The organism is Phytohabitans kaempferiae (assembly GCF_042433955.1).
GTDB lineage: Bacteria > Actinomycetota > Actinomycetes > Mycobacteriales > Micromonosporaceae > Phytohabitans > Phytohabitans kaempferiae.
This window is the reverse complement of the sequence record NZ_JBHLUH010000081.1, coordinates 24894-50471: the sequence shown is the minus strand read 5'-3', so window position 1 is coordinate 50471 and position 25578 is coordinate 24894. Positions and strand designations below refer to the sequence as shown.

Sequence of the window (25578 nt, the reverse complement as noted above, 5' to 3'; positions counted from 1 at the left end):
TCGCGTTGTTGAGGTGGCCTGGTAGAAGCCGACCGCGGCGGCCGGGGCCGCATCGCTCGGCCCGCGACGAAGGCTGGAGCGTCGACACCCATGGCGATCCAGGGTCCAACTTCGCCTGCTGGCGCATCACCGTCGGGATGGCGCAGGCGGCGTAGCACGGTACCGCAGCGTAGGCAGCGGCCATACTCGACGGTGACGCCGCTGGGATGCGGGCAGGTTCGCACCGTGGCGACGACGCCGGCGCAGGCGGCGCACTCCGGAATATCGGGCTCCATCGCGTTGTCCACGATGGGCGCCGGTAGCCGTGACCGCGGCACGCCTGGTCCCGCGGTCGGTTGCCGACTGAATCCGCCGGTCGCGTCGCTGAGCCATCCGCCGGTCGCGTCGCTGAGCCGCCACGGTACCTAGCGGCATCGGTCGCCGCATCACTAATCCACTAGCTTGGACGCGAGGAAATCTTCTTCGGCGAAGGTAGACATGCGGCGTGAGTGTGTGTATGGTTTCGGGTGTTGCGAAGAGAGATTCAGTGCGACAGCCGACCTGGCGCACAGAGGTAAACGGCCCGCGTGGTCCGGCCCCGACCCGCTCACGAAAGGTGAGCCCGGCGTAACGGGGCCGGACCCGGGCTCAACGCCCGACCCGGACTATCGCGGGCGTCATGCACCACCGAGCACCACCAGGTTCACGCAGGACCAGCAAGACCCGGTTCTGAAGGTATGTACGACGAGAGGAGTCGATGCCATCGGATCCCTGCCCGGCGTGACGATGCCCGGCAGGAGCCGCAGACCCCCAAGAACGGAAGGTGGTCCACGGTCACATCCAGCCGAATTCCCGCCGGCCCGCACCCTCCCCGTAGCGGGTGGGCGGGACGACGATGAACCGGTAGCCAGCCGGTGATGGTATGTAACAAAACACTCTCCCGAGGATCCCGGTGTCCCCACGGCGCCGGGATCCTCGCCCGCGTTTACCGGAAAGGCGTATATGACCTCTGGTCCCAACGGTTCGACCGACAAGTTCGAAGACGAGCACTACCCCGCCTACACCATGGGCCGGGCCGCCGAGATGATCGGCGCCACCCCCAGCTTCCTGCGCGCGGTGGAGCAGGCCCGCCTGTTCGAGGCGACCCGCTCCGATGGCGGACATCGCCGCTACAGCCGCTACCAGCTGCGCCTGGCCGCCCGGGTTCGTGAGATCGCCGACCAGGGCACCGGGATCGACGCCGCCTGCCGCATCGTCATCCTCGAAGACCAACTCGCCGAAGCCCTCGAAATCAACGCCCGCCACCAACGCGACCAGGCAACACCCACCAACTGAACTCGACCCCGGCACACCCGCGTGCTGGGGGAGTTCGGGCTACTGGCGGGAAAGTTGACGAAGCGCAGCAGGATTTTGGCCGGCTGTCGCCGGCGGACCTCTCTAACCACAGTAGTCGGAAGATGGATGTCGGCGATCGTTGCCCTATTGTGGTCGGCTGTGCGTGGTGCGCTCAGTTCGGACGCCGATGAGGCGACGGTCCGCTCGACCGAGGTCGAGGCGTTGACCAACGTGCTGGCCGTTTTGCAGGTTGTAGGTGCTGGAAAGCTGCGGGTCAGCGAGAAGACTCAGCGGCCGGCCGCGGGGACTGTCGCGGCGGTGGCTGAGGTGCTGGTCGCTGGTGATTTCTATCCGGTGGAGCCGATCGCGGCGTTCGCGTGGCCGTTGCTGGTCCAGGCTGGTGGGCTGGCCGAGTTGGCTGGTGGCCGCCTGCGGCTGACGGCGAAGGGTCATGCCGCGTTGGGTCGGCCGCCGGCTGAGACGATGCGTGCGTTGTGGCGTTCCTGGGTGGGTAAGGCGCCGATCGACGAGTTGAGCCGGGTCGAGCACATCAAGGGTCAGCGCACCGCCAACACGCTCACCTCGGCGAGAACCCGTCGGCAGACGGTCGCGACAGCGCTCACCCGCTGCCCGGTCGGCGAATGGCTGGCGGTGGATGACCTGTTCGACAGGATGCGGCGTGGCAACCTGTCGCCGACGGTGGCGCGTAGCGAGCGGGGGTTGTGGCGGCTGTATCTGGTCGATCCGGAGTACGGCAGTCTCGGCTACTCAGGGTTCGCCGACTGGCCGATCCTGGAGGGGCGCTACACGCTGGCGGTGCTGTTCGAGTACGCCGGCACGTTGGGTCTGTTCGATCTGGACTACACCGACCCGGCCGGTGCCCGGACGGATTACCACAACAACTGGGGTGCCGACGACCTGGACTATCTGAGCCGCTACGACGGGCTGCGCGCGGTGCGCCTCAACGCCTTGGGCGCCTACGTGTTCGGGCTGACCGGCGACTACCAGGCGCCGTCAGTGGACACGGCCACGGCCGGGGTGCTGAAGGTGCTGCCCAACCTCGATGTTGTGGTCACCGGCGAACTGTCGGCGGCCGATCGGCTGACGCTTGACGCGTATGCGCACCGCACTGCGGACCGGGTCTGGGCGTTGCGGGAAGCGACGCTGCTGGCTGCGGTGGACGCCGGCCGTAGCCTCGATCAGCTGCGCGACTTCCTGTCCTCCCGAGCCGATCACGAACTGCCCAACGCGGTGACCACCCTGCTGGCCGACATCGTCGGCCGGACCGGGCGGCTGCGCGACCTCGGTGTCGTCCGCCTCGTGGAGTGCGCCGACCCGGCGCTGGCCGTGTTGATCGCCGGTGACCGGCGGCTGCGCGGCCAGTGCCAGCTCGTTGGCGATCGGCACCTCGCGGTAGCCATCGACCGGGAGCCGGAGTTCCGCAAGAAGCTGCGCACGCTGGGCTACACACTGCCGGCGGAGACTCCGGTCTGAGGAAGGGATCAGCTCATGTCCGCGATGGTGCACCAGATGGCGTACTTCCTGCCGGAACAATACGAGGCAGCGTGGGAGCGGGGCCTGTTGAACGCCACCAGCTACCGCGACCACGGTGACTACCGCCGCGAAAGCGAGCAGACGATGCGAGCTCTGGCGGCACGGTCCACGACGTCGATCCGGGTCATGCGTTTGGACGTGGCCGACCTGGTCGCCTACGCGCAGCGGGAGGGTCAGGACCCGGCGAGCCGGCAGACCCGGTTGGACTTCGCCGGCTGGCTGCACAAGACCGGCCACACCGGCGACCTGTGGCCGCCGGAACGCAACGCGCCTTGCTGGTGCGCCTCGGGCGGCAAGTACAAGAAATGCTGCGGCAACGCCGGCTTCCTCGCGATCGAACCTGCCGACCCGGCCTCGCTCGTACTACGCATCGAACTCGACGGCATCACACCCCGCGTATGGCGGCAGATCGCGATCCCGTCCAACACGCCGCTGGACCACGTACACCGGATGTTCCAGGCCGCGATGGGCTGGCACGACCAGCACATGTACGCGTTCGAAACCGACGAACACACCATCATCGACCCCCGCTCCGACTCGGGCGACGCCACCGCCGACGGTGAACGCCTGGTCTCCATCGCCACCCAGCCAGGCGCCACATTCACCTACGTGTACGACTTCGGCGACCACTGGACGCACACGATCACCGTCGAGGAGATCCGCCCCGGCGGCGCCGACAACACGTTCACCGTCCTCGGCGGCGAAGGTGCCTGCCCGCCCGAAGACACCGGCGGCGCGGCCCGATACCAGTACCTGCTCGAGGCGCTGGCCGACCCGTCCAGCCCGGACCACGACGAGGCGGTCGACCGGCTCGGCGCCGACTTCCAGCCGGCCAGAGCACGGTAGCCGCCCTGTCAGGGAAGGCCGGCCTTGTCGAACTCGCGCTGGAGTCGGGGCCGGCGGCGGTGTTCCTCCCGCAGCTCGCCGATCATCTCGTCGACCTCACTCGTCCGGTCCGTGCCCGCGGCCAGGTTTCGCATCCGGCGCAGGCGGCGGGCCGCCTGCTGGTAGCCGCGGGCGTCGGCGTCGCGCAGGTCGGTCAAGACGAGGTCGCGTAACACCGGAAGCACGCCGAGCGGATCGACCTGCTCATACGCATCCACCAGTTCGCTCCAGGTGCGCGTGTCGGTTAGCTCGAGGTTGTGCACAAGGGCGTAATCGGCGACATCGATGGAGAAGAAGTAGGCCGTATAGCCCTTGGTTATACGGCTTTGATCTTTTTGCGAGGGCGTCGGTTGGGCGTATGTGGGACGCCTGGCTGTGGCCACTTTCCTGCCGGATCGCTTGCGGCGTCGCTGTTTGGGCCGGCGCGTGGGTTCGGGCGCGGCGGTTTCGGCGGAGCGTTCCGACGACGTTGGGGTTGGCCGGGGTCGCGGGCGGCTGCGGCCAGGACCAGCCGGGCGTTCCCGCACGGTTTTGAGGTCGGCGCGGCGCAGTGGGCGAGGCTGGCCGCGCCGTGCCGTAGGTCGTGCGGGCGTACCGGTGGTGGCCCCGGAGAGTTGGACCAGGCGGATGACGACTAAACCTCACCGGTCGCAGCGGCCTGGATCGATTTGTGGAGGGCGGGGCCGATCGGTCCGCTCAGCTTGGTGAGTTCCTGGATGCGCTGTTTGTTGGCGCGTTTGGTCTTACGGTCGAGGACGAGATTGAGGTCGCCGGCGGCAATGATGGCCACGAGTGCGGCATCGGCGGGGTCGATGCCGCCGATGGGTTTGTGCAGGGTGGTGTTGACCCGGTCGAGGAGTTCCTCGCGGACGCGGGGGTCGCGGATGGTCACCTCGGTGGTGGGGAACAGCCCGAGAATTTTGTGGGGTTGGAGGTGTACCCAGCCGCCATCGTTGAGCTGCTGGCGTACCGCGCGGACGGTGGCGCGCTGCCTGTGGCCGATCCAGGACTGCCATGAGTGTGGCTTGGAGCCGGCGATCTCTTCGAGGAGCGCGTCAAGGACGGGATCGCGGCAGGGGTGCCGGACGTCGATGGCGGGGCGGCCGCGTTCGTCGGTGAGGTGGCCGCCCTGGTAGAGGTCGGCGAGGGCCGCGGCGCGGAGCATGGCGCCCAGGTAGGTGTCCAGGCCGACCCTGCCCTTCTCCGGGTTGTAGGCCAGCAGGAAGATGCGCTGGGGGAGGCTGTCGGGTACGGCCATGTCATGCTTCTTTCGGGTCGCGTGTGGCTGGGGATACCGCGATGCCCCTGGTCAGCGCCGCTTGGACGATGCGGATGGCCTCGTTGGTGTCGATGCCGACGCTGGCGATGACGGCGGCGTACTCGGCGGCGGCGCGACTGGCCTGTTCGCGTCCCTTCTCGCCGGCCGCGGAAACGAACGAGCCTGCTGAGCCGCGGGTCTCGATCAACCCTGCCTCCTCCAGCTCCCGGTAGGCCCGGCCGACGGTGTTGACGGCCAAGCCAAGGTCGGCGGCCAGACGGCGGATGGTCGGCAGCCGGGTGCCCACGGCGAGCGTGTGGTCTTGGATCTGCCGGGCGAGCTGGGCACGGAGTTGCTCGAACGGCGGGACGGGCGAGGCCGAGTCGATGACGATCATTCGGTTCACGGTGCGCTCATGACGTGCCGCGCCACCATGGCACTCCGCGCGGTCCGCGCCTCGATCAGGGCCTGCGCGATGACGCTCAGGACGATGAAGACGAGCCAGGCAGCGTTCCACCATCCGAATGCGGTACTGAACACCGACACCACCGGCAGCGACCACACCGACCACACCGACGTCGGCACGGCGCCGACTCGGGCGTCCTCGACCCGCATGATGACATCGGCGGTCAGCGAGACCTCGTCGTCGGCGACGACCGGGTGCGTCAGAACATGGCGCAGCTGGACGGCAATGCCGACCGCGAGCCCGCACAGCCCGATGAGCAGGATGACCGCCGCGTACCTCGTGGTGGAGTCGTGCAGCGTCAGGGCGCCGATCGCCAGCGCCGTCGCGCCCGCGAACGTGGCAGCCGCGAACGCGGCACGCGGCCAGCCGAGCACGGTACGCCAGCCGAGCCGGACCGGGTAGGCCGCCCGTCGCGGCAACGTCGCACCGGCGCGCCGGTCGACCCGCCGCACCCGCCAGTCCAGCAGCGACTGGGCCAGCACCAACCCGACCACCAGCGCCGTCAACACCAGCAGCAACCAGCGCCGGTACCCGGATCCGTCAACCATGCCGCCGAGGTAGGTGAGGGCAACCGCGATGATGAACACGGCCAGCAGGACGGAACCGGCCAGCCGGGCACGTCGCCGGGCCGCCAGCCGCGTCGCCAGCAACGGTGTCGGCCGGACGTCGGCCAGGCCGTGCCCGGCCAACCACACGCCGGCCCGCTCAAGGTCCGCCGGACGCACCGGCGGGTAGACATCCGGCAACGTTCCATTCGGCATGACGCCTCCGATGTCTCAGTTCTTGTCTCAACATGGTGCGTCAAGCTTTGCGACAAGTCAATCCGGAACGGCAATCCGCACGGCGAGGGCGGTGAGCACGGTGGCGTCGGGGAGGATCGTCTGGACCCGCGGTGTCGCCAGGCCACCAGCCAACCCACCGCGGCACAACACCACCGCAAAGCTTCCGCTACGTCGCCGACGCTGACCTCAGCCCACTACGCACATTCGTCGCCGCGACCAGCCGGGCCAGGGGATCCCATCCGTCCCGATGCGGTGACGTAGCCGGTGGCACACCACCGGCTACCTCACCAGCTACAACGGCATAAAACGGGATCAGACGTCATGCCTCGTCGCGTGGCGCCGTCAGGGCAGCACGCGGTAGGTCACGTGCGTGACCAAGCTTGCCGGCCGCGACTTCACCTGCTCGAGTTTCAGCGGCGGGACGCCCTCGAACAGCCGCGTGCCGGCGCCGAGCGTGAGCGGCACGATGTGCAGTCGCAACTCGTCGATCAGGCCGGCGGCGAGGTACTGGTTGATGGTGGTCGCGCCGCCCATGATCGCGACATCGCCGTCGCCGACATACTCGCGGCACTCGCCGAAGCGACCCACACCAACGACACCGATCGAGAACGGCGCCACCGCCACCACCGCGTCCTCGACCGCATCGCCAGCAACCAACCTCGCCCGACAACACGACGAGACAGCAGGTGACCAGCGAGCCGCCTGACAGGTCACATGATCCTCCCCGTGTCGCACAGCGTTGATCGCGCGAATGCGCTTCGTGACGGAGGTAAATCCAATCATGATCAGGTGTCGTCCGTACAGTCCATTTCGGACGGAGGGTCGAGCGCGTTAATCGGTTGCGCCGGACGCACAGGACCTGTGAGGCTGGTGCGACGTCGATCGGGAGCCGGCCGTGTGCCGGTCGAGCGGAGGGAGGCGAGCCGAGTGTTGAAGCCCGTCGTGGGCGCGATGCCGCCTGCCCTTTCCGCTTTCTTCCCGAGGAGCACCTTCCTTGCGCGACTTCACACCGCGACGCCGTGGCAAACGGCGCTTTGACGACGACGATTCACGCTACGAAGCACCATCTTTCGCCGAGCGCCGCCCCGGCCGCGCCGCGCTCCCCAGCGAGGACGCCTACGACGCCGTCGACGGTCTGCCCGAGGGCGACCGCTGGTCCACCTGGGACCAGTCCACGGCTGGGCAGCGCGGGCCGCGACCATATCCTGACTGGCTGGTGACGGCGCTCGCCGCGGTCGATACCGAGCTGGGCGTGCTGAAGACCGGCAAGGAGGCCGACGTCTTCCTGCTGCGGCGAGGCATCCCACAGACCGACCAGTCCTGCCTGCTCGCGGCGAAACGCTACCGCAGCGCCGAGCACAGGCTCTTCCACCGGGACGCCGGGTATCTGGAGGGGCGCCGGGTCAAGGAGTCCCGCACGAACCGGGCGATGGCCAACCGCACGGCGTTCGGTCGGCAGGTGGTCGCCGCGCAGTGGGCGGATGCCGAGTTCAGCACGCTGTGCCGGTTGTACGAGGCGGGACTGCCGGTGCCGTACCCGGTGCAGATCCTCGGCACCGAGATCCTGCTGGAGTTCGTCGGGGAGCCCGATGGGACGGCGGCGCCCCGGCTCGCCGAGATCCGTACGCGGGGCGCCGAGCTGGCTCCACTGTGGGACCAGGTCGTGGAGACGCTCGTGACGCTGGCCCGCTTCGGGCTGGCCCACGGCGACCTGTCCGCCTACAACCTGCTGGTCCACCGTGGTCGGGTCGTCATGATCGATCTGCCGCAGGTGGTCGACGTGGTGGCCAATCCACGTGGGGCGTACTTCCTGGACCGCGACGCGCTGAACGTGGGGAAGTGGTTCACCGGGCACGACCTGGCCGGGGAAACGGTCGCGCCCGACGAGCTGCCGGCGCTGCTCCGGAAAGAGGCCGGGCTCGCCTGAGTCGCCGCGCCGCGGGGCGGGGAGTGCGGCCACCATCTCCAATGTGGACAGAAGGTCGGAGGCGGTCGCCGAAAACTTTTCGGCGACCGCCTCGGCCAGTTTGACCTACGCCGCCGCTGGCCAGCCGCTTTTGCGGAAGTAGACCGTTGACATTGCCGTAACACGCTGCCACCATTCCCGAAAAGGTTTTCGGCCTGCTGCACGCGTGGAAGGACGACCCTCAGTGGCCCAATTCGACGAGGTCAGGTTCAACCGACGTCAACTCCTCCAGGCATCCGCCATCGGCGCGGGCACGGTCGCCGGCACCAGCGTGTTGGGGGTGACTGCCGCTCAGGCGGCGCCCGCCGGTGGGCCGGCCGCGGTCGGCCCGCGCGCGCTCGAGCTGGCCGCCGATCCCGGCCCCGGCGGCACCGCGCCGGTCCGGCCGTTCCCGCTGGGCCAGGTGCGGCTGGGCGACGGCCTGTTGCAGGAAAAGCGCGACCGCATGAAGAACTTCCTGCGCCAGTACGACGAGCGCCGCTTCCTGGTCCTGTTCAACAACCAGGCCGGCCGGCCCAACCCAGCGGGCGTCTCGGTGCCGGGCGGCTGGGAGGACGGCGGGCTGCTGAGCGGTCACTGGGCGGGCCACTACATGACGGCGCTCGCGCAGGCGTACGCCGACCAGGGCGAGGTGGTCTTCAAGGGCAAGCTCGACTGGATGGTCGATGAGCTCGCCGCGTGCCAGGCCGCGATCACCGCCCGGATGGGCACCGGCGGCCCGGGCGGCGAAGACCCGCCGGAGCCGGAGATCGACCGGGTCCCGGGGCGCCACGGCAACGCCTTGCGGCTCAACGGGCCGAGCAAGGCGCAGTACGTGACGCTGCCCCAGGAGGCGATCAACCAGCTCACCGACTTCACGATCGCGACGTGGGTCAACCTCGCGTCCACGCAGAGCTGGAGCCGGTTGTTCGACTTCGGTCAGAACACCACGGTCAACATGTTTCTGACCCCGAGGGCCGGCGTGACCGGCAACACGCCCCGCTTCGCCATCACCATCGGCGGGTCCGGCCAGGAGCAGCGGATCAACGGCACCACCGCGCTGCCAACCAACCAGTGGGTCCACATCGCCGTCACGCTGTCGCAGACCACCGGGACGATGTACGTCAACGGCCAGCCGGTCGGCACGAACACCAACATGACGCTCGACCCGTCGAGCCTGGGCAACCCCGGCAACCGGTGGATCGGGCGGTCGCAGTACGGCGACCCGTACCTCGACGCGACCCTCGACGAGTTCCATATCTTCGATCGGGCGCTGAGCCAGCAGGAGCTGCTGTCGATGCAGGAGTCGCCGGCCGGCAGCACGGGCGGCGGGAGCATCGCCTGGTACCGGTTCGACGAGGACGGCGGCACCACGCTCCTGGACGCCTCGCCCAACGGCCGGGACGCCGGCATCGTGGCGGCCCAGGAAGGCGGGGCCAGCGACTGGATTCCGACCCATCCCGGCTACCTCGGCGCGATCCCGGAAGACGCGGTGCTGCGGCTCGGCCCGCCGCGCTGGGCGGTCTACGGCGGAAACCTCGACACCAACACGTGGGCGCCGTGGTACACGCAACACAAGATCATGCGCGGCCTGCTCGACGCCTACTACCACACCGGCAACACGCAGGCCCGTGACGTCGTCGTCAAGATGGCGGACTGGGCCCACCTCGCGCTGACCGTCGGCGACAAGAACCATCCCGACTACGCCGGCCCCATCACCCGCGACAACCTCAACTACATGTGGGACCTCTACATCGCCGGCGAGTTCGGCGGCGCCAACGAGGTGTTTCCGGAGATCTACGCGCTCACCGGCGACGCGAAGCACCTGGAGACCGCCAAGTGCTTCGACAACCGCGAGTCGCTCTTCGACGCCTGTGTGGAAAACCGGGACATCCTCGTGACCACGCCGCAGACGAGGCCCGGCCGGCGCCGCCCGGAGCGCCTGCACGCCAACACGCACGTCCCGCAGTTCATCGGCTACCTGCGCGTTTTCGAGCACACCGGCGACGAGGAGTACTTCACGGCGGCCAAGAACTTCTACGGCATGGTCGTCCCGCACCGGATGTTCGCCAGCGGCGGGACGGGCGGCAACTACCCGGGCTCGAACAACAACGTCGAGCTGTTCCAGAACCGGGGCAACATCGCCAACGCGATCGGGCAGGGCGGGGCGGAGACCTGCACCACGTACAACCTCGTCAAGCTGGCCCGCAACCTGTTCCTGCACGAGCACGACCCGGCGTACATGGACTACTACGAGCGGGGCCTGCTCAACATGATCACGGGGTCGCGGGCCGACACCTCGACCACGAACGACCCGCAGGTCACCTACTTCCAGCCGCTGACGCCGGGAGCCAACCGCAGCTACGGCAACACCGGCACCTGCTGTGGCGGCACGGGCCTGGAAAACCACACGAAGTATCAGGAGACGATCTACCTCAGGTCGGCCGACGGCTCGACGCTGTGGGTCAACCTCTACGCGTCCTCGACGCTGACCTGGGCCGAGAAGGGCTTCACCGTCACTCAGCAGACGGCGTACCCGCGGGAGGACCACACCAGGTTGACCGTCGACGGCACCGGCCCGCTCGACATCAAGCTGCGCGTACCGGGCTGGGCGCGGAAGGGCTTCTTCGTCACCGTCAACGGGGCCGCGCAGGGCGTCGACGCCGAGCCGGGCAGCTACCTCACGCTGAGTCGCACCTGGCAGCCGGGCGACACCATCGAGATCCGGATGCCGTTCAGCATCCGGATCGAGCGGGCGCTGGACCGCCCCGACACTCAGGCGGTCTTCTGGGGTCCGGTGCTCCTCCAGGTCCTGGGCAATCCGGGCAGCGGCAACTTCCGCGAGCTGACCCTCTACCGCCACCTGAAGCGCGACGGTGACTACGCCCGAGCGGCGATCACGCACCAGAGCACCACGGCGGCCGGCGACCCGTTGTTCACGACGCACGGCTTCACCCTGCGGCCGTACTACATCAGCGACACGCAGCCGGTCTCCTCGTACTTCCGCCGGGTCGAGCCGACGATCGTGTTCGGCTCCATCGACACCGGCGTGCCCAACCGCAAGCGCGACGACGGCCTGCCCCACTACGACGTACCGGTGACGGGCATCCCCTCGCCCGGCACCGACGGCCCGACCTTCCTCGACCTGGTGTGGGACCAGGCGCCCTTCGCCAGCCACGGTGCGTTCGTCGCGGTCGTGACCAGCACCGCGGACGCGTTCGTCCAGGCGGGCGTCTTCACGTCGGCGGAGCGCGATCTCGTCGTCTCGCGCGCGGTCAGCGCGGCCGGCGAACTCCAGCCGGAGTCCACCTGGGACATCGAGGTCCAGGCCCGGACGCAGTGCATCGGCAGCAACGCCTACCTGTCGGTCAATGTGCGCAACGCCGACGAGGTGCCGCTCACCATCGAGATGATCACACCGTACGGCTCGCGTGCGGTCACCGGCGTCGCCCCGGGCAGGTCCGCCTACCAGTCGTTCAACACTCGTCGCGCGACGATCCCGGCCGGCGCCGTGACGGTGAAGGTCACCGGGACGGTCGAGGGAGCATCCGTGACCACGGAGACCGAGACGCCGTACGACGGCGGCAGCTGCACCGGCTGACCATCTGACGACAAACGGCAGCTGAAACACACCGCGTCTGGCAGACCCGAAAGAGTATCGACGCCTTCCTATATGGATGGCGCCGGCATATGCTTCCGGAGTCCGCCGAGAGGCAGTGCCGAGCAACGGCCAGGGGGATGCGATGCCACGGCGATCTGAGGTAGTGCGCTGGTCAGCGGGCATCGTCGCGGTGGCGCTCGCGGTCTCGGGTCAGCCGGCCACGGGCGCCATCGCCGCTCCGGTCCGGCCCGGCGAGTTCACGGTGTACGGGTTCAGCCAGTCCGACGTGGAGCAGGAGGATCCGCAGGTCTACGCGCTCGACCCGGACATCAACATCCGCGCGATCGGGAAGTGGTCCACCAACGGCGACGAGGCCAGTGACTACAACTTCGCCCAGATCGGTCGCTACCGCGCCAAGGGCATCACGTTCATGGGCAGCGGCACGGCCAGCGTCATTTTCCCGCACGACTTCGTCACCACCGAGATCTTCGACGACATGTCCACACGGGACGCCGACGGCAACCCCGTACCCCATGACGAGTTTGGTTTTCCGGTCCCCGCGCGCCGGGGCAACATCTTCAATCCGAGATACCGGGAGTACCTGCTGGGCTGGGCGAAGATCCAGATCGACGGTGGCGTCGACGGTCTCAACCTCGACGAGATCAACGCGGGCTTCAGCGGTGGCCTGAAGTACGGCTTCAACGGCAACGAGGGCTTTGACGACTATGCCATCGCCGACTTCAACCGCTACCTCCTGGCGAAGTATCCGTCCTTCACCGCCGCCGACTGGAAGTCGCGCTTCGCCATGACCGACGACAACATCGTGCGCCGCGACGTGCCGGCGGGCGACCTGGCGCGCAACTTCAACTACCGGGAGTACCTCCAGGCGGGCGGCTGGAACCTCGATCCGCTCAACGCCGCCAACCCCATGGCCCCAGAGTGGGGACGCGTGGTCGCCAACCGGATGTACGCCGAGGACACCTCGTTCACCGCCACGTACATCCGCCGGTACTGGAAGGAGATGGTCGACGAGGTGCGGGCGTACGCCTGGCGCACCGCCCACCGCCGGATCCTCGTCTCCTCCAACGGGCTCTGGCCGTACGTCGACTTCAACAGCGTCGGGATGTACCCGTGGAACCCCGACGAGCAGACCCCCGACTTCCGCGGTGCCGACTACGTGCCGGTCGTCGACGGCCACCTCAACGGCGCCAAGTCGCTCCAGTCGCAGTACCGGTACCTGAAGGAGCAGAGCGCGCGGATCGCGGGCGACGTGCCGGTGGTGGTCTTCATCGACTGGCCGAACGACATGATGACCAACTACCTCAACCTGCCGCTGGCGGAGAAGAAGGACTACTGGCGGATCTTCGGCGCGGAGGCGTACGCCAACGGCATCTTCCCCGCCTTCCACCTCAAGGACACGGTGGGCAGCCCGACCGCCGAGCAGTTGGGGATGCTGGAGTTCTTCCGGACGCACACGCGGTTCTACAAGACCCACGCCTCGCTCTTCCGGGAAAACACCATCGGGGCGGCGGCGGTCCGGGTCGGAGCGGACAGCGTGTCGGCCAGCCTGCTCGTGCGGCGGGGCACCGGCGCCCGCACGCTGCACCTGGTCAACCACAACTACAGCCAGGGGATCGTGCCGCAGACCGGCTTCACGGTGGAGGCCGACCTGGCGTCCTGCCCGCGCCGGGTCGAGCTGGTCTCGCCCGACTTCGCGGGGTCGAGGTCGCCGGCTTTCTCCTGCCGCCACGGGAAGCTGAAGGTGACCGTCGACCGGCTCGACTACTACGACATCCTGACGCTGGCGTAACGCGGAGGTCTGGCCTGCCGACGGGGGCGCCCCACCGTTCGGTGGACATGTGATGTACGCGTAGACCGCCTGCCTTGTCCCCGCCCTGCGGCTCGCCGATACTCGGGCGGAGAGGCAAAGTCCACATGGGAGAGATTCGCGCATGCCCACATCGCCGGCTGTCGACCGACTACGGGCGATGGCCGAGCTGCTGCCGGCGGCGCCGGCCACGCGGTCCCGGTCGCCGCTGCGCCGCCGCACCCCGGCGCACCTCGTCAGCACGGTCGCGGCGGCGCTGCCTGCCGACCTCCGGCTGATCGACACGCCCGGCCTGGGCAGCCCGGTCAACGACACCGGCGGCAACGCCGGACTGCGGGCCGACTGTGCCGTGCACCTGTTCCACCGCAACGTGCACCGGGCCGACGTCGACTACCTGCGCGACCTGCTCGCCAAGGACGGCACGCAGCCGCTGCCGAGCGGCGCGTCCGGCCGGCGCTCCAGAACACCGGCACGGCCGACACCACGACCGGCCAGCCGGCGGTCACCACCAGCCTCCAGGTGGTCAACGGCGGCGACCTGGAGACCCGGCTGCGGCGGCTGCTGGAACGCGCGGACGACGAGTTCTACCTGCCGCTGCTGGAGCGGGCCGTGGAGGCAGCGGGCGTCAAAGGCTGACGCCGGGGAGCCCGGCGGGCGAGGGTCAGCGGGGCGCGTAGCTCGGATCCGGCGTGAGCACCACCGTCGTGCCCGGGCTCGCGGCCGCCTGGATGGTGCGGAGCTGGAGCAGCGCGGGATGCTCCTGGAGCAGCCGCGCGGCGTTGGCGAGCGTACGCAGCGACGCCGCCTCGGCGCGGGCGTGCTCCAGCTCCGCCTTGCCGCGCTCGCGGGCGAGCAGCGTCTCGGTCTGGGCACGGCGCAGCTCGCCGGGGAGCATCAGGTCCTTGACCGTGGCCGCGACCAGCTCGATGCCGAGCCCGTCGAGCTGGGCGGTGACCGCATCGGCGAGGCCGGTGGATAGGCCGGCGCGGTCGGCCAGCACGTCGTCGAAGGACATGGCGGCGACCGCGTCGCGGACGGCGATCTGGGCCGCGACGTAGAGGTCGCCCTCGGCGTTGGCCGACGCGGTGAGGAAGGCGTGCGGATCGGTGACCCGCCAGGCCACCAGCACCGAGACCTTGACGGTGACGCCGTCGGCGGTGAGCAGCTCCTGGCCGGGCACGAGCGTGGCGCGCTTGCGCATGTCGACGGTGAGCAGGCGGGAGCGGCGGCGCTGGTAGCGGTGGCGCCCGGGCTCCAGCACGCGCACGAACCTGCCGTCGGTGAAGAGGAGGCGGCGCTCCCAGTCCATCACGGTAACCTTTGCCACGACTCACCTCCGCGAGTCCATTGAGGACGGAGCGGACCCCGCGCGACCCACGGCCGTGCGGCGGGGGCGTCTGCGACCGTGGTCGCAAGCCCGCATAGCCGCACCACCGTCACCTCGACGGGTCGGGTCGCGCGGGGTCGCCCTTTTGGTGAATGAGGATTCGAACCTCGGCCTTTCGGCTCATGCCATTAGTAGAGACCCCGATGCGCGGAACGCGGTCGGCGATGCCGGCGCGCCGCTTGGCGTGTCCCCACAAAGACGTTACGGCAGCAGGCCACCGGCCCGCACACGATTTTCCGCCGGACTGTCCATCGTGGAGTGCACCGCTGGGTCAGGCTCCGTGAAGGTGGGCGGTAGGTCGAAGGGGGCGAAGTGCTCCGGTCCGGGAACCATCGGCCTGCTGGAGCAGCCCTCTACGACTGTGGAGCCGACCCGGTGAAGCCGCGCAGGCGCAGGCTGTTGGAGACCACGAAGACCGACGACAGCGCCATCGCCCCGCCCGCGATCATCGGGTTGAGCAGGCCGGCGGCGGCCAGCGGGATGGCGGCGACGTTGTAGGCGAAGGCCCAGAACAGGTTGGACTTGATGGTCCGGAGCGTGCGCCTGGAGAGGCGGATCGCGTCGACGGCGGCGGTGAGGTCGCCGCGCACCAGCGTCAGGTCGGAAGCCTCGATCGCGACGTCGGTGCCGGTGCCCATCGCCAGCCCGAGGTCGGCCTGGGCGAGCGCTGCGGCGTCGTTGACCCCGTCGCCGACCATCGCGACGACCTTGCCCTCGTCCTGGAGGCGCTTGACCACGTCGACCTTGCCGGCCGGGAGCACGCCGGCGATGACCTCGTCGATGCCGACCTCCGCGGCCACGGCCTTCGCCACCGTGGCGTTGTCGCCGGTGAGCAGCACCGGGGTGAGGCCGAGTCGCCGCAGCGCGGCCACCGCCTCCCGGCTGGTGGGCTTGACCGCGTCGGCCACCGCGAGCACGCCACGGGCACACCCCTCCCAGGCCACCACCACGGCCGTCCGCCCAGCGGCCTCCGCCGCCCGCATCGCCGCCGCGAGATCATCTGGTACGGGCTCCGCCTCCGACGGTCGACCGACACTGACCCGCCGCCCGTCGACCGTGCCGTGCACCCCCACGCCGTGGCTGCTCGCGAAGGCGTCGACGGCAGGCAGCTCCCTCCGCTCGGCGGCCGCCTTGGCGATCGCGCGGGCGATGGGGTGCTCGGAGCCCGCCTCGACCGCGCCGGCCAGCCGCAGCACCTCGTCGCGGTCTTCGCCCGCACCCGTCACCACGTCGGCAAGCGTCATCTGCCCGGTGGTCACCGTGCCGGTCTTGTCCAGCACGACCGTGTCCACGGTGCGCGTCGACTCCAGCACCTCGGGCCCCTTGATGAGGACGCCGAGCTGGGCGCCGCGCCCGGTGCCGACCAGCAGCGCGGTGGGCGTGGCGAGGCCGAGCGCGCACGGGCAGGCGATGATCAGCACGGCCACCGCGGCCGTGAACGCGGCCGTCGTGCCGTTGCCCGTGCCGAGCCAGTAGCCGAGCGTGCCGACCGCGATCGCGATCACGATGGGCACGAAGACCCCGGAGATCCGGTCGGCGAGCCGCTGCACCTGCGCCTTGCCGGTCTGCGCCTGCTCTACGAGCGCGGCCATCTGGGCGAGCTGCGTGTCGGCGCCGACCCGCGTCGCGCGCACGACCAGGCGGCCGCCCGCGTTGACCGTCGCGCCCACCACCGTGTCGCCCGCGCCCACCTCGACCGGCACCGACTCGCCGGTCAGCATGCTCGCGTCGACGGCGGATGAGCCCTCCTCGACCACGCCGTCGGTGGCGATCTTCTCCCCGGGCCGTACGACGAACCGGTCGCCGACCGCGAGCTGGTCGGCCGGGATGCGCACCTCGGTGCCGCCGCGCAGCACGCCGACGTCCTTGGCGCCCAGCTCCAGCAGCGCCCGCAGCGCGGCGCCGGCGCGGCGCTTGGCGCGGGTCTCGAAGTATCTGCCGGCGAGGATGAACAGCGTCACCCCGGCGGCCGCCTCGAGGTAGATGTTGCCCGAGCCGTCGCCCCGCTCGATCGCGAACCGGAACGGATGGGTCATGCCCGGCTCGCCCGCGGTGCCGAAGAAGAGCGCCCACACCGACCAGCCGAACGCGGCCAGCGTGCCGAGTGACACCAGCGTGTCCATCGTCGCCGCGCCGTGCCGCAGGTTGATCCAGGCGGCCCGGTGGAAGGGCAGCCCGCCGTAGACCACGACCGGCGCGGCCAGGGTCAGCGAGAGCCACTGCCAGTAGTCGAACTGCCAGGCGGGCACCATCGCCAGCGCGATCACCGGGATGGTCAGCACCAGCGAGACGAGCAGCCGCGTACGCAGCTCGTCGCGCTCCGGGGCCGGCTCGGCGGTCGGCTCGGGCGTGGGCACCGCCGCCGTGTATCCGGTCTTCTCCACCGTGGCGATCAGGTCGGCCACACTCACCGCCGGGTCGGCCACCGTCACCGCCGCCCGCTCGGTGGCGTAGTTGACGCTGGCGGTGACCCCGTCCATCCGGTTGAGCTTCTTCTCGATGCGGGAGGCGCAGGACGCGCAGGTCATACCGCCGATCTCCAGCTCGATGAGGTGCATCGCGCGTCCTCCTCCCTCAGTCATGGCCGTGCCCGTCGTCGTCGTGGCCCGGCGTCGGCGGCGCCGGCGGCAGCTCGGCGTCGCCCGCCACCGCCGTGAACTCGGCCGTCCGCACCTTCCCAGCATGCTGGAAGTCCAGGAACAGCCGGTAGGCGCCGGCCGACGGCACCTCGGCGTAGAACGTGATGTCGGGTCCCGCGGCCGTCTTCCCGTCGCCGGGCTCGCCCTCCGGGTGCACGTGCAGGTAGGCCAGGTCACCCTCGCGCAGGGCCACCAGGTGCCCGTATGCCGCGAGGTAAGGCTGGAGGTCGGTGACCGGCGCGCCGTCCCGGCTGATGCTGAGTGTGAGCTTCGACGCGGTGCCGGGGACGAGGTCGCCGGTGAGCCGCACGGTGTAGCCGTCGACGGTCGCCTCCCGTGCCGGCGCGGGCAGGGGAGTGGGCCGGTAGTCGCCGCTCGCCGGCACGTCCACGCCCAGCGTGAGCCCTTCGTCGCGGGCCGCCGGCTGGAAGTCCGCGAAGATCCGGTGCTGCCCGGGCGCCGCCGCCGCGAGCGGTATCGACCACGTGCCGTCCGCCGCCATCGTGGGGTGAACGTGCTGGAAGCCGCTCAGGTCGCGGCGCACCGCGATGAGGTGGAGATCCTTGTCGTGGGTCGGTGTGTAGTCGGTCACCGCCTGGCCGTCGGGCCCCACGACCCGGAAGCGGAACGGCTCCGCCCGCCCCACCGGCAGCCCGCCGCTGACCGGGACGAGCCGATAGCCATCCTGCGCGACAAGCAGCCCACCGGGCACCTCGGGCGCGGCGCTGTCGTGCCCGTCGCCGCTCTCGGCGTGCCCGCCCCCGTCGTGGGCGGCCGGTGGGGGCACCGGCTCCGGGCCCCCGACCACGCGACCGGTGCCCAGTGCGGCGGCGAAAACCGCCGCCAGCCCGAGGGCGTAGCCGGCCATCCTGGTTGGCGTCTTCATGCCGCCCAGCATACCCATACCCCCAGGGGGTATCAAGTCGGCTGGTTGTCCGGGCCCTCGTGCGCGCCGTTTCGCTGATATGGTCCGGCGGGCAGGCGGCGGGGGCTGCCCCACGAGAGAGAACGGCCAGGTCATGCACGCTCGCTTGCGTAAGGCCCTGCTGGGCGCCGCCACCGTCGCACTCGCCGGAGGCATCGCGGTCGCCGTCATCCCGACCGCCTCCGCCCGGCCCGCGCCGACGAAGACCGTGACCTATCGGGGATACGCGGTGACGGTGCCCGCCGCGTGGCCGGTGGTCGACCTGGCGAAACAGCCGCGGGCCTGCGTGCGCTTCGACCGCAACGCCGTCTACCTGGGGCGGCCGGGCGCCCGGCAGGACTGCCCAGCCCGCCTGGTCGGCACGACCGACGCGCTGCTGATCGAGCCGCTCGACGCCGTGTCCGCCCGCTCGGCCGGTGGCCCGGTGCTGCGCGTGCCGGCCGGGCACCGTTCACCGGCCAAGCTCTCGTCCACCGTGGATCACCGCGTCGCGGTGGCGGTCGAGGGCGCGGGCGTGCTCGTCACCGCCACCTACCGCACGGCACCGACAGCGGTCGAGGGGATCCTGCGCGGCGCTCGCGTGCGGCCCGGCGCGAAGGCCGCGACGCTGGCTGGCGTGGCGCGCGGCCCCGGCACGTTCGCGGCGGCCCCCGTCGAGGTGCCCGGCGATTTCACCGGGCTGGGCTTCGACGCCTGCACCGCCCCCTCGTCCGCCGCGATGGACGCCTGGCTCTCCTCGCCGTACCGCGCGATCGGCGTCTACATCGGCGGCGTCTCCCGGGGCTGTGCACAGCCCAACCTCACCGCCGAGTGGGTCGCCCGCCAGGCCGCCAACGGCTGGCACATCTTCCCGATCTACGTGGGGTTGCAGGCGCCCTGCACCACGTACCGGAACCGCATCGACCCGGCCCAGGCGACCGCGCAGGGGCGGGCGGCCGGTGACGACGCGGCGAGCAAGGCGGCGGCGCTGGGCCTGGCGCGGGAGAGCGTGATCATCGCCGACATCGAGTACTACCCGCGCGGCGGCACGTGCAGCCAGGCAGTGCTGGAGTTCCTTTCCGGATGGACCAGGGCGCTGCACGCACAGGGCTACCGCTCGTCGGTCTACAGCAGCGTCAGCGCGGCCATCGCCGACCTGGTCGACAACTACAACAACACCGCGTACGCCCGCCCGGACTACATCGACTTCGCCCGGTGGGACGGGGTCGCCACGGTCGAGGACGCCGCGATCCCGGCCAGCTTCTGGATGCCGGGCCGGCGGATCAAGCAGTACCGCGGCGACCACGTCGAGACGCACGGCGGCGTCGCCATCAACATCGACAGCAACCAGCTCGACGTGACCCGGCACCGGATGGTCACCTGCTTCAGCGGCCAGTGCAGCCAGCCGCCCCGCACCCCCTGGCGGCGATGACGCGACGCGCCGGCCGGCGCGTAGCCTTGGCACGCGTGGAGATCGAGAAGGCGCGCGAGTTCATCCAGCGCAACCACCGGGCCGTGCTGACCACCTACCACGCCGACGGGCGGGCGCAGATGTCGCCGGTGACCGTCGGCGTCGACAGCGCCGGGCACGTCGTGATCAGCGCGCGCGAGCGGCTGGTCAAGACCCGCAACATCGCGCGCGACCCGCGCGTCGTGCTCTGCGTCATGACCGACGCGTTCTACGGCGAATGGGTCTACGTCGAGGGCACGGCGGAGATCGTTCACCTGCCCGAGGCGATGGAGCCGCTCGTCGACTACTACCGCCGCATCTCCGGCGAGCATCCAGACTGGGACGACTACCGCGCGACGATGGAGCGCGACGAGCGGGTCCTGCTGCGCGTCACGATCACGCGCGCCGGCCCCAGCTAGCCCTCCCGGGCGGCGATACGTCGTGGGTCTGGTCGGGCCGCATCCCTTGCTCCGCGGCGAGCGCCCCGGGGGAGCGCTCGTCGCGGGCTGGACCCTCAGGTCCGGGTGACGCGTACGTCGTCGACGCCCGCCTCGACCAGGCTCGCGCCGGACGCGTCCGCCGCCTCGACCAGGAAGCGCACCTGCTGGCCGGCGTACGCGGAGATGTTCCAGCTCCCGGTGGCCCAGGCGCCGTTGCGGTTGGTAGCCGCGCCGGGCTGCGTGAAGAGCGCTGTCGTACCGCCACTGTGGACGATCGAGACGCGGAAGAAGTCGGCGCTGGAGGAGTTGCTGCCGTGCGCCAGGTACCACGAGAGCGAGAGCGCCAGCGTGCCGCCGGTGGGCAGCGTGACGGCTGGTGAGCGGATACTCGTGGTGCCGCCGTCGACGTCGTACGTGCCCGCGTCGGTGCCCGCCAGCGGGCCGGTGACCAGGTCGTAGACGCCGGAGACGGTGGTGCCGAGCTGCTTGGCGCCGCTGGAGTTGGTGGCGGCCGGGTCGGCCCGCTCCCACGGGCCGGCGGTGGCGGTGTCGGTGCCGGAGGCGTTCGCGGTCCAGCCGGTCGCGGTCTCGAAGGTGTCCGACCACACGGTCACCGGTGGCGTGCCGGTGGCGAGTGTCCACAGTGCGTACGCGGCGGCGTCGCTGGCCCGGTCCAGCACCGTGTCCGAGATGTTGCTCGGGTACGTGTCGCAGGCGCGGTGGTAGCACGGGTCGAAGGCGCTCTGCGTGCCGCCCCACTTCGTTACCTGCGCCGCCGTCTTCACGCGCGAGGCGCCGGCGGCCACGCCCGAGGTCTGCACGCCGATCGCGTTGAACGAGGCGTCGTCGGAGCGGCCGGCGCCCTCGGTGTTCTCCTCGGTCGGCACGCCGATCGAGTCGTAGTACGCCTTCAGCACCTGCCCCACGCCGGAGGTGATGCGGTTGATGAAGTAGCCGCCGTTGGTGGAGGCGATCATGTCGAAGTTGAAGTAGCCGCGGATCCGCGCCCGCTCGGCGGTGGGCAGCGTGTTGGCGTAGAACTCCGACCCATTGAGCCCCTGCTCCTCGTCGGTCCAGAAGGCGAAGCGCACGTGGCTGGTGAGGCTGGGACTGCTGGCGGCGAGCGTGAGCGCCAGCTCCAGCAGCATCGCCGAGCCGGAGGCGTTGTCGTTGATGCCCGGGCCGGCGGCCACGCCGTCGAGGTGCGCGCCGAACATGTACACGCTGTTCGGGTCGCCGCCCGGCCAGTCCGCGATCACGTTTGGCCCGGCCCCGGAGGTGCAGCCGGAGGTGCAGTTCTGCCGCACGACGGTGTATCCGGCGGCGGTGAGCCGGTTGGCCACGTAGTTCACCGAGGCGGTGTACCCGGCGGTGTTGGCGCGCCGGTTGCCGCCGTTGGCCGTGGCGATCGACTGGAACTGCTGGAGGTGGGCCTTGACGTTGGCGAGCGAGATGTCCGGGGCGGCGGCCACTGCTGGCGACGCGGGCACGGCCACCGCGGCCGCCACGAGCGGGATGGCGAGCATCCCGCGCAGGATCGACGAGGGTCTCACGCGACCTCCTAGGACCGAGGGGAGCGCCGGGATTACCGGCAGCCGCAGGATATGGCGGGCGCGGACGGATAGAAACAGCTCAATAACGTACTCGGGTCGAGGTTATGACCAGCCCGCAGTGAGGGCGACCGGCACGGCGGCGGTCGCCCTCACGCGAGCGTCTCGGCGTGAACCGGCTGGGAGACCGGTGCCCGCCGGGCCTTGACCAGCCGCGCCATCGGCCACCACACGGCGAGCTGGAGAAGGGCGAGGACCAGCGTGAACGGGAGGAGTGTCCACACGCCCGCCCTCTGCGCGACGACCCCGGCGAGCCAGGGGAGGGCGGAGCCGCCGACCACCGAGCCCGCGTTCATCACGCCGATCGCGGAGGGCACCAGGCGGGCGCTGGTGACTCGCGGCACCACCGCCATCGCGGTCGGGAAGATCGGCCCGAGGAAGAAGCCGAGCAGGACGAGGCCGACCACGGCCGGGCCGGTGCCGGGCAGCAGCCAGGTGAAGAGCGCGGCGGCGGTGACGCCGACCAGGCAGGTGTACATCAGCCCCACCGCGGTCAGCCCGAGCCGCGTCACGATCGGGCTGAGCAGGAAGCGGCCGGCGGTGAGCCCCAGCCAGTATCCGCTCACGCCGTATCCGGCGAGCACCTCGCCCTGGTCGCGTGCCTCGACCAGGTAGCTGAAGCCCCAGTTGCCCACGCCGATCTCCAGCCCGACGTAGACGGCGAGCAGGATCGCGCCGAGCAGCACGCCCCACTGGCGGAGTGTGGTGCGCAGCCACCGTTCCCTCGTGGTCTGCTCTTGTTTCGTGGGGTCGTCGCCATGCCGGGGGTAGGTGGCCAGAAAGCCCACCGTGATCGGCGCCGCCACCAGTGCGAGCGCCAGCCACACCGCGGGCCAGGTGTTGAATCCGGTGATCCAGGTGGCCAGCGGTGGGCCGATCAGCGCGCCCACGCCGAAGAAGCCGTGCAGGCGGTTGAGCAGCGTGGTCGCGTTGGGCAGCGCGGCGAGGTACGCGTTGAGCACCGATTCGAGCGTGCCCATCGCGTAGCCGGTGGCGACCTGGAGCACGACGAACGCCACGAACGGCGGCCGCGTGGCGGTGTAGAGGGCGGCCAGCACGTACGCCGTGCCGCCGACCGCGAGGGCGAGGCGCGTGCCGTAGCGGTGGATGAGCCAGCCTGCGGTGGCGCCGGCGAGCACGAAACCGGCCGACCCGGTGAAGAAGGTGATGCCGATGGTGGCGCGGGAGACGCCGTAGTCGTCCATCTGCGCGACCAGCAGCACGCCGTTGACGCCGGCGCTGATCCCGACGAGAACGAAGGCGATGTAGGCGACGGCGACCGAGGTGTGGCGGTGGCGCATGCTGCCTCACTAACTACCGCAAACTTTTCGATAGTCAGGTCACTATAGCGGTCTATGGCCCTCGGTGTGTTCGCTCGAAGCGTCCTTTTCGGCTACTGCCCTTCCGGAAACTCGATCCTTCCGTATGCTCCATCGCTGCCCGTGCTCGTCTCGGGCCTGGCGGATGTCGGCTCGCGTTGACGGTAATTGTTAGGAAAGTTTATTTATCGTGCTACGCTCTCACCTCATCGATGAACGTCACGACCACACATCGAGGAGGTGACCACGTGTTCAGAGTGCGCACGATCGCGACGGTCGCGGCGCTGGTGATCGGTGGTGCTCTGGCGGCGATCGTGCCGATGACCACCGCGTCCGCGGCCGCCTGCGCGGCGCCGTGGCAGGCGTCGTCCGTCTACACCGGAGGGATGACGGCCTCCCACAACGGCCGCAACTGGCAGGCGAAGTGGTGGACCCAGGGCGAGGCCCCGCCTGGCACCACCGGCGTCTGGGCCGACCAGGGCACATGCGGCGGCGGCACCACCCCGCCCCCGTCCGGTAGCTGCAACCACCCCAACTGGGTCGCCGGCCAGTGGTACAACGCCGGCGCGATCGTCCGGTACACCAACGGCCAGTACTACATCGCCGAGCACGGCAACCCGGGCTACGACCCCACGATCAGCACCTGGTACTGGGACCCGTACACCTGTAGCGGCCAGCCGCCCGGGACCACGCCGCCCCCCGGTGGGAACGGCTTCGTGGTGAGCCAGGCGCAGTTCAACCAGATGTTCCCGAACCGGAACTCGTTCTACACGTACTCCGGCCTGGTCGCCGCGCTGAGCGCCTTCCCCGCCTTCGCACGCACCGGCTCCGACACCGTGCGGCGCCAGGAGGCGGCCGCCTTCCTCGCCAACGCCAGCCACGAGACGGGCGGGCTGGTGCACATCGTCGAGCAGAACACCGCCAACTACCCGCACTACTGCGACTACTCGCAGCCGTACGGTTGCCCGGCCGGCCAGGCCGCGTACTACGGCCGCGGTCCGGTCCAGCTGAGCTGGAACTTCAACTACAAGGCCGCGGGCGACGCGCTGGGCCTGCCGCTGCTCACCAACCCGTGGCTGGTGCAGAACGACGCGTCGGTCGCCTGGCGCACGGCCCTCTGGTACTGGAACACGCAGACCGGCCCCGGCCGGATGACCCCGCACAACGCGATGGTCACCGGCGCCGGCTTCGGTGAGACGATCCGGAGCATCAACGGCTCCATCGAGTGCAACGGCGGCAACCCCGCCCAGGTGCAGAGCCGCATCAACAACTACCAGCGGTTCGTCCAGATCCTCGGCACCACCCCAGGCGGCAACCTGAGCTGCTGACGAGGTATCTCCGAAAGGCCGGGCGGCGCGGTGGTGCCGCCCGGCCTTCCCGTGTTTCTGGCTCGCTTTTTTGGCTCGCGGCCTTCCCCGTGCTTGGTGGCTCGCGGTGTGCTCGGTGGCTCGTGACCTTCCCTGTGCTCGGTGGCTTGCGGCGTGGTTGGTGGCTCGCGGGCCCTCCCCGCCAGGGCCTCAACGGGCGATGGCGATCCAGGTGGCGCGGGCGCGGGCGAGTTCGTCGCCGTCCGGGCCGTACAGCGTCGTGTGCACCAGTGCCTTGCGCCCCTCGGTCTCGGCGAGCGCGCCGCGCACCACGCACCGCTCGCCCGGGGCGGGCAGGTGGGCCACGTGGGCGGCGATGCGACCCAGCACGTACGGCCGGCCGCCCTGGATGACCGCCCAGCCGCCGGGGCAGTCGAGGGCCGCCCAGACCACCGGCTCGGACACGTCATCGGGGACGGTCCACGGGGCAGCGGTGGTGCCGTCGTCGAGCGCGCCGGGGAAGATGCGCAGGCCGTCGGGACGCTCGGGGCCGCAGACGTAGCAGGTGGGGAAGGGATGCTCGGCGAAGCCGGCGTAGCGCGTGGCGGCGTCCACCGCGTCGGCGTACCCGATCGGTGGGACCACGACGGTGATGGGGCCGGCCGGCGCGAGCTCAGCCACCACGGCGCCCTCGGAGGTCTGGATCCGGTCGCCGACCACGGTGAGCGGCGTGTCGAGCGGCGGCGGCATCCGCAACGTCACCTCCCGCGCCGTGCCTCCACCGAACGTGCCCGCACTGTAGCCGCCGTTTCCCGACCCAGGCGGCCCGTTGAAGCGCCCCGCGATGATCATCTGTGCCCCCAGAAGTCTCTCCGCCGGAGCGACGAGC

The 25578-nt window shown here is 70.3% G+C and carries 20 protein-coding genes; 9 read left to right on the top strand and 11 right to left on the bottom strand.

Annotation, left to right across the window (positions count from 1 at the left end; all coding sequences use genetic code 11):
* Positions 1–981: 981 nt before the first annotated feature.
* Genes ACFFIA_RS37675 through ACFFIA_RS37665 form a run of 3 tightly spaced genes read left to right on the top strand, consistent with a single transcriptional unit; the run spans position 982 to position 3714 of the window.
* On the top strand, positions 982–1314 hold the full coding sequence (locus ACFFIA_RS37675; RefSeq protein WP_377260850.1) for a helix-turn-helix domain-containing protein: 333 nt from the start codon (positions 982–984) through the stop codon (positions 1312–1314).
* Positions 1315–1335: 21 nt separating this feature from the next.
* Positions 1336–2808, top strand: coding sequence for a helicase-associated domain-containing protein (locus ACFFIA_RS37670; protein WP_377260847.1), 1473 nt, complete (start codon positions 1336–1338; stop codon positions 2806–2808).
* 15 nt (positions 2809–2823) lie between these two features.
* On the top strand, positions 2824–3714 hold the full coding sequence (locus ACFFIA_RS37665) for an IS1096 element passenger TnpR family protein (RefSeq protein WP_377260845.1): 891 nt from the start codon (positions 2824–2826) through the stop codon (positions 3712–3714).
* Between the two features lie 8 nt (positions 3715–3722).
* Here ACFFIA_RS37665 and ACFFIA_RS37660 read toward each other — a convergent pair whose 3' ends face one another.
* From ACFFIA_RS37660 to ACFFIA_RS37640, 5 genes are all read right to left on the bottom strand, one after another.
* Positions 3723–4136, bottom strand: a complete 414-nt coding sequence (locus ACFFIA_RS37660) for a hypothetical protein (RefSeq protein ID WP_377260843.1) — start codon at positions 4134–4136, stop codon at positions 3723–3725.
* Positions 4137–4387: 251 nt separating this feature from the next.
* Positions 4388–5011, bottom strand: coding sequence for a GOLPH3/VPS74 family protein (locus ACFFIA_RS37655; protein WP_377260841.1), 624 nt, complete (start codon positions 5009–5011; stop codon positions 4388–4390).
* Between the two features lies 1 nt (position 5012).
* Positions 5013–5408: a GntR family transcriptional regulator gene (locus ACFFIA_RS37650; protein WP_377260839.1), complete on the bottom strand. Its 396-nt coding sequence runs from the start codon at positions 5406–5408 to the stop codon at positions 5013–5015.
* Positions 5409–5413: 5 nt separating this feature from the next.
* Entirely contained in the window at positions 5414–6238 is an 825-nt protein-coding gene (locus ACFFIA_RS37645; RefSeq protein ID WP_377260837.1) for a hypothetical protein, read from the bottom strand.
* 363 nt (positions 6239–6601) lie between these two features.
* On the bottom strand, positions 6602–7042 hold the full coding sequence (locus ACFFIA_RS37640) for a dihydrofolate reductase family protein (protein ID WP_377260834.1): 441 nt from the start codon (positions 7040–7042) through the stop codon (positions 6602–6604).
* A 211-nt stretch (positions 7043–7253) separates the two neighbouring features.
* Here ACFFIA_RS37640 and ACFFIA_RS37635 point away from each other — a divergent pair, with 211 nt between their 5' ends.
* From ACFFIA_RS37635 to ACFFIA_RS37625, 3 genes are all read left to right on the top strand, one after another.
* Positions 7254–8186 (top strand): serine protein kinase RIO, encoded by a 933-nt coding sequence (locus ACFFIA_RS37635; RefSeq protein ID WP_377260831.1) that lies wholly within the window; start codon positions 7254–7256, stop codon positions 8184–8186.
* Positions 8187–8409: 223 nt separating this feature from the next.
* A complete protein-coding gene (locus ACFFIA_RS37630; protein WP_377260829.1) occupies positions 8410–11805 on the top strand; it encodes a beta-L-arabinofuranosidase domain-containing protein in 3396 nt (1131 codons plus the stop codon).
* Between the two features lie 142 nt (positions 11806–11947).
* Positions 11948–13615, top strand: coding sequence for a hypothetical protein (locus ACFFIA_RS37625; protein ID WP_377260826.1), 1668 nt, complete (start codon positions 11948–11950; stop codon positions 13613–13615).
* A 679-nt stretch (positions 13616–14294) separates the two neighbouring features.
* On the opposite strand, the gene ACFFIA_RS37620 is transcribed toward ACFFIA_RS37625, so the two are convergent.
* The 3 genes from ACFFIA_RS37620 to ACFFIA_RS37610 form a co-directional block, all read right to left on the bottom strand.
* On the bottom strand, positions 14295–14960 hold the full coding sequence (locus ACFFIA_RS37620; RefSeq protein ID WP_377260823.1) for a slipin family protein: 666 nt from the start codon (positions 14958–14960) through the stop codon (positions 14295–14297).
* Between the two features lie 413 nt (positions 14961–15373).
* A complete protein-coding gene (locus ACFFIA_RS37615) occupies positions 15374–17602 on the bottom strand; it encodes a heavy metal translocating P-type ATPase (RefSeq protein WP_377260821.1) in 2229 nt (742 codons plus the stop codon).
* The gene (locus ACFFIA_RS37610; RefSeq protein ID WP_377260819.1) at positions 17595–18545 is read right to left on the bottom strand and encodes a DUF8832 domain-containing protein; all 951 of its coding nucleotides are present in this window, start codon (positions 18543–18545) and stop codon (positions 17595–17597) included. Before ACFFIA_RS37610 ends, ACFFIA_RS37615 begins: the two co-directional genes overlap by 8 nt.
* Positions 18546–18690: 145 nt before the next feature.
* Here ACFFIA_RS37610 and ACFFIA_RS37605 point away from each other — a divergent pair, with 145 nt between their 5' ends.
* Positions 18691–19995 (top strand): DUF1906 domain-containing protein, encoded by a 1305-nt coding sequence (locus ACFFIA_RS37605; RefSeq protein ID WP_377260817.1) that lies wholly within the window; start codon positions 18691–18693, stop codon positions 19993–19995.
* A 35-nt stretch (positions 19996–20030) separates the two neighbouring features.
* The gene (locus ACFFIA_RS37600; RefSeq protein ID WP_377260815.1) at positions 20031–20432 is read left to right on the top strand and encodes a PPOX class F420-dependent oxidoreductase; all 402 of its coding nucleotides are present in this window, start codon (positions 20031–20033) and stop codon (positions 20430–20432) included.
* A gap of 95 nt (positions 20433–20527) precedes the next feature.
* Here ACFFIA_RS37600 and ACFFIA_RS37595 read toward each other — a convergent pair whose 3' ends face one another.
* Entirely contained in the window at positions 20528–21979 is a 1452-nt protein-coding gene (locus ACFFIA_RS37595; protein ID WP_377260894.1) for a M20/M25/M40 family metallo-hydrolase, read from the bottom strand.
* A 176-nt stretch (positions 21980–22155) separates the two neighbouring features.
* Positions 22156–23364 (bottom strand): MFS transporter, encoded by a 1209-nt coding sequence (locus ACFFIA_RS37590; protein ID WP_377260813.1) that lies wholly within the window; start codon positions 23362–23364, stop codon positions 22156–22158.
* A gap of 266 nt (positions 23365–23630) precedes the next feature.
* Between ACFFIA_RS37590 and ACFFIA_RS37585 the strand changes: the two genes are divergently transcribed.
* The gene (locus tag ACFFIA_RS37585; protein ID WP_377260811.1) at positions 23631–24710 is read left to right on the top strand and encodes a glycoside hydrolase family 19 protein; all 1080 of its coding nucleotides are present in this window, start codon (positions 23631–23633) and stop codon (positions 24708–24710) included.
* Between the two features lie 189 nt (positions 24711–24899).
* Here ACFFIA_RS37585 and ACFFIA_RS37580 read toward each other — a convergent pair whose 3' ends face one another.
* On the bottom strand, positions 24900–25541 hold the full coding sequence (locus ACFFIA_RS37580; RefSeq protein ID WP_377260809.1) for a hotdog fold domain-containing protein: 642 nt from the start codon (positions 25539–25541) through the stop codon (positions 24900–24902).
* Between the last annotated feature and the right edge of the window lie 37 nt (positions 25542–25578).

Bases quoted from the DNA above. Each gene is read 5' to 3' on its own strand.
- ACFFIA_RS37615 (WP_377260821.1), bottom strand. From the start codon at position 17,602: ATGACTGAGGGAGGAGGACGCGCGATGCACCTCATCGAGCTGGAGATC.
- ACFFIA_RS37590 (WP_377260813.1), bottom strand. From the start codon at position 23,364: ATGCGCCACCGCCACACCTCGGTCGCCGTCGCCTACATCGCCTTCGTT.
- ACFFIA_RS37625 (WP_377260826.1), top strand. From the start codon at position 11,948: ATGCCACGGCGATCTGAGGTAGTGCGCTGGTCAGCGGGCATCGTCGCG.
- ACFFIA_RS37645 (WP_377260837.1), bottom strand. From the start codon at position 6,238: ATGCCGAATGGAACGTTGCCGGATGTCTACCCGCCGGTGCGTCCGGCG.
- ACFFIA_RS37595 (WP_377260894.1), bottom strand. From the start codon at position 21,979: ATGCTCGCCATCCCGCTCGTGGCGGCCGCGGTGGCCGTGCCCGCGTCG.
- ACFFIA_RS37675 (WP_377260850.1), top strand. From the start codon at position 982: ATGACCTCTGGTCCCAACGGTTCGACCGACAAGTTCGAAGACGAGCAC.
- ACFFIA_RS37640 (WP_377260834.1), bottom strand. From the start codon at position 7,042: ATGATTGGATTTACCTCCGTCACGAAGCGCATTCGCGCGATCAACGCT.
- ACFFIA_RS37580 (WP_377260809.1), bottom strand. From the start codon at position 25,541: ATGATCATCGCGGGGCGCTTCAACGGGCCGCCTGGGTCGGGAAACGGC.
- ACFFIA_RS37665 (WP_377260845.1), top strand. From the start codon at position 2,824: ATGTCCGCGATGGTGCACCAGATGGCGTACTTCCTGCCGGAACAATAC.
- ACFFIA_RS37655 (WP_377260841.1), bottom strand. From the start codon at position 5,011: ATGGCCGTACCCGACAGCCTCCCCCAGCGCATCTTCCTGCTGGCCTAC.
- ACFFIA_RS37650 (WP_377260839.1), bottom strand. From the start codon at position 5,408: ATGATCGTCATCGACTCGGCCTCGCCCGTCCCGCCGTTCGAGCAACTC.
- ACFFIA_RS37610 (WP_377260819.1), bottom strand. From the start codon at position 18,545: ATGAAGACGCCAACCAGGATGGCCGGCTACGCCCTCGGGCTGGCGGCG.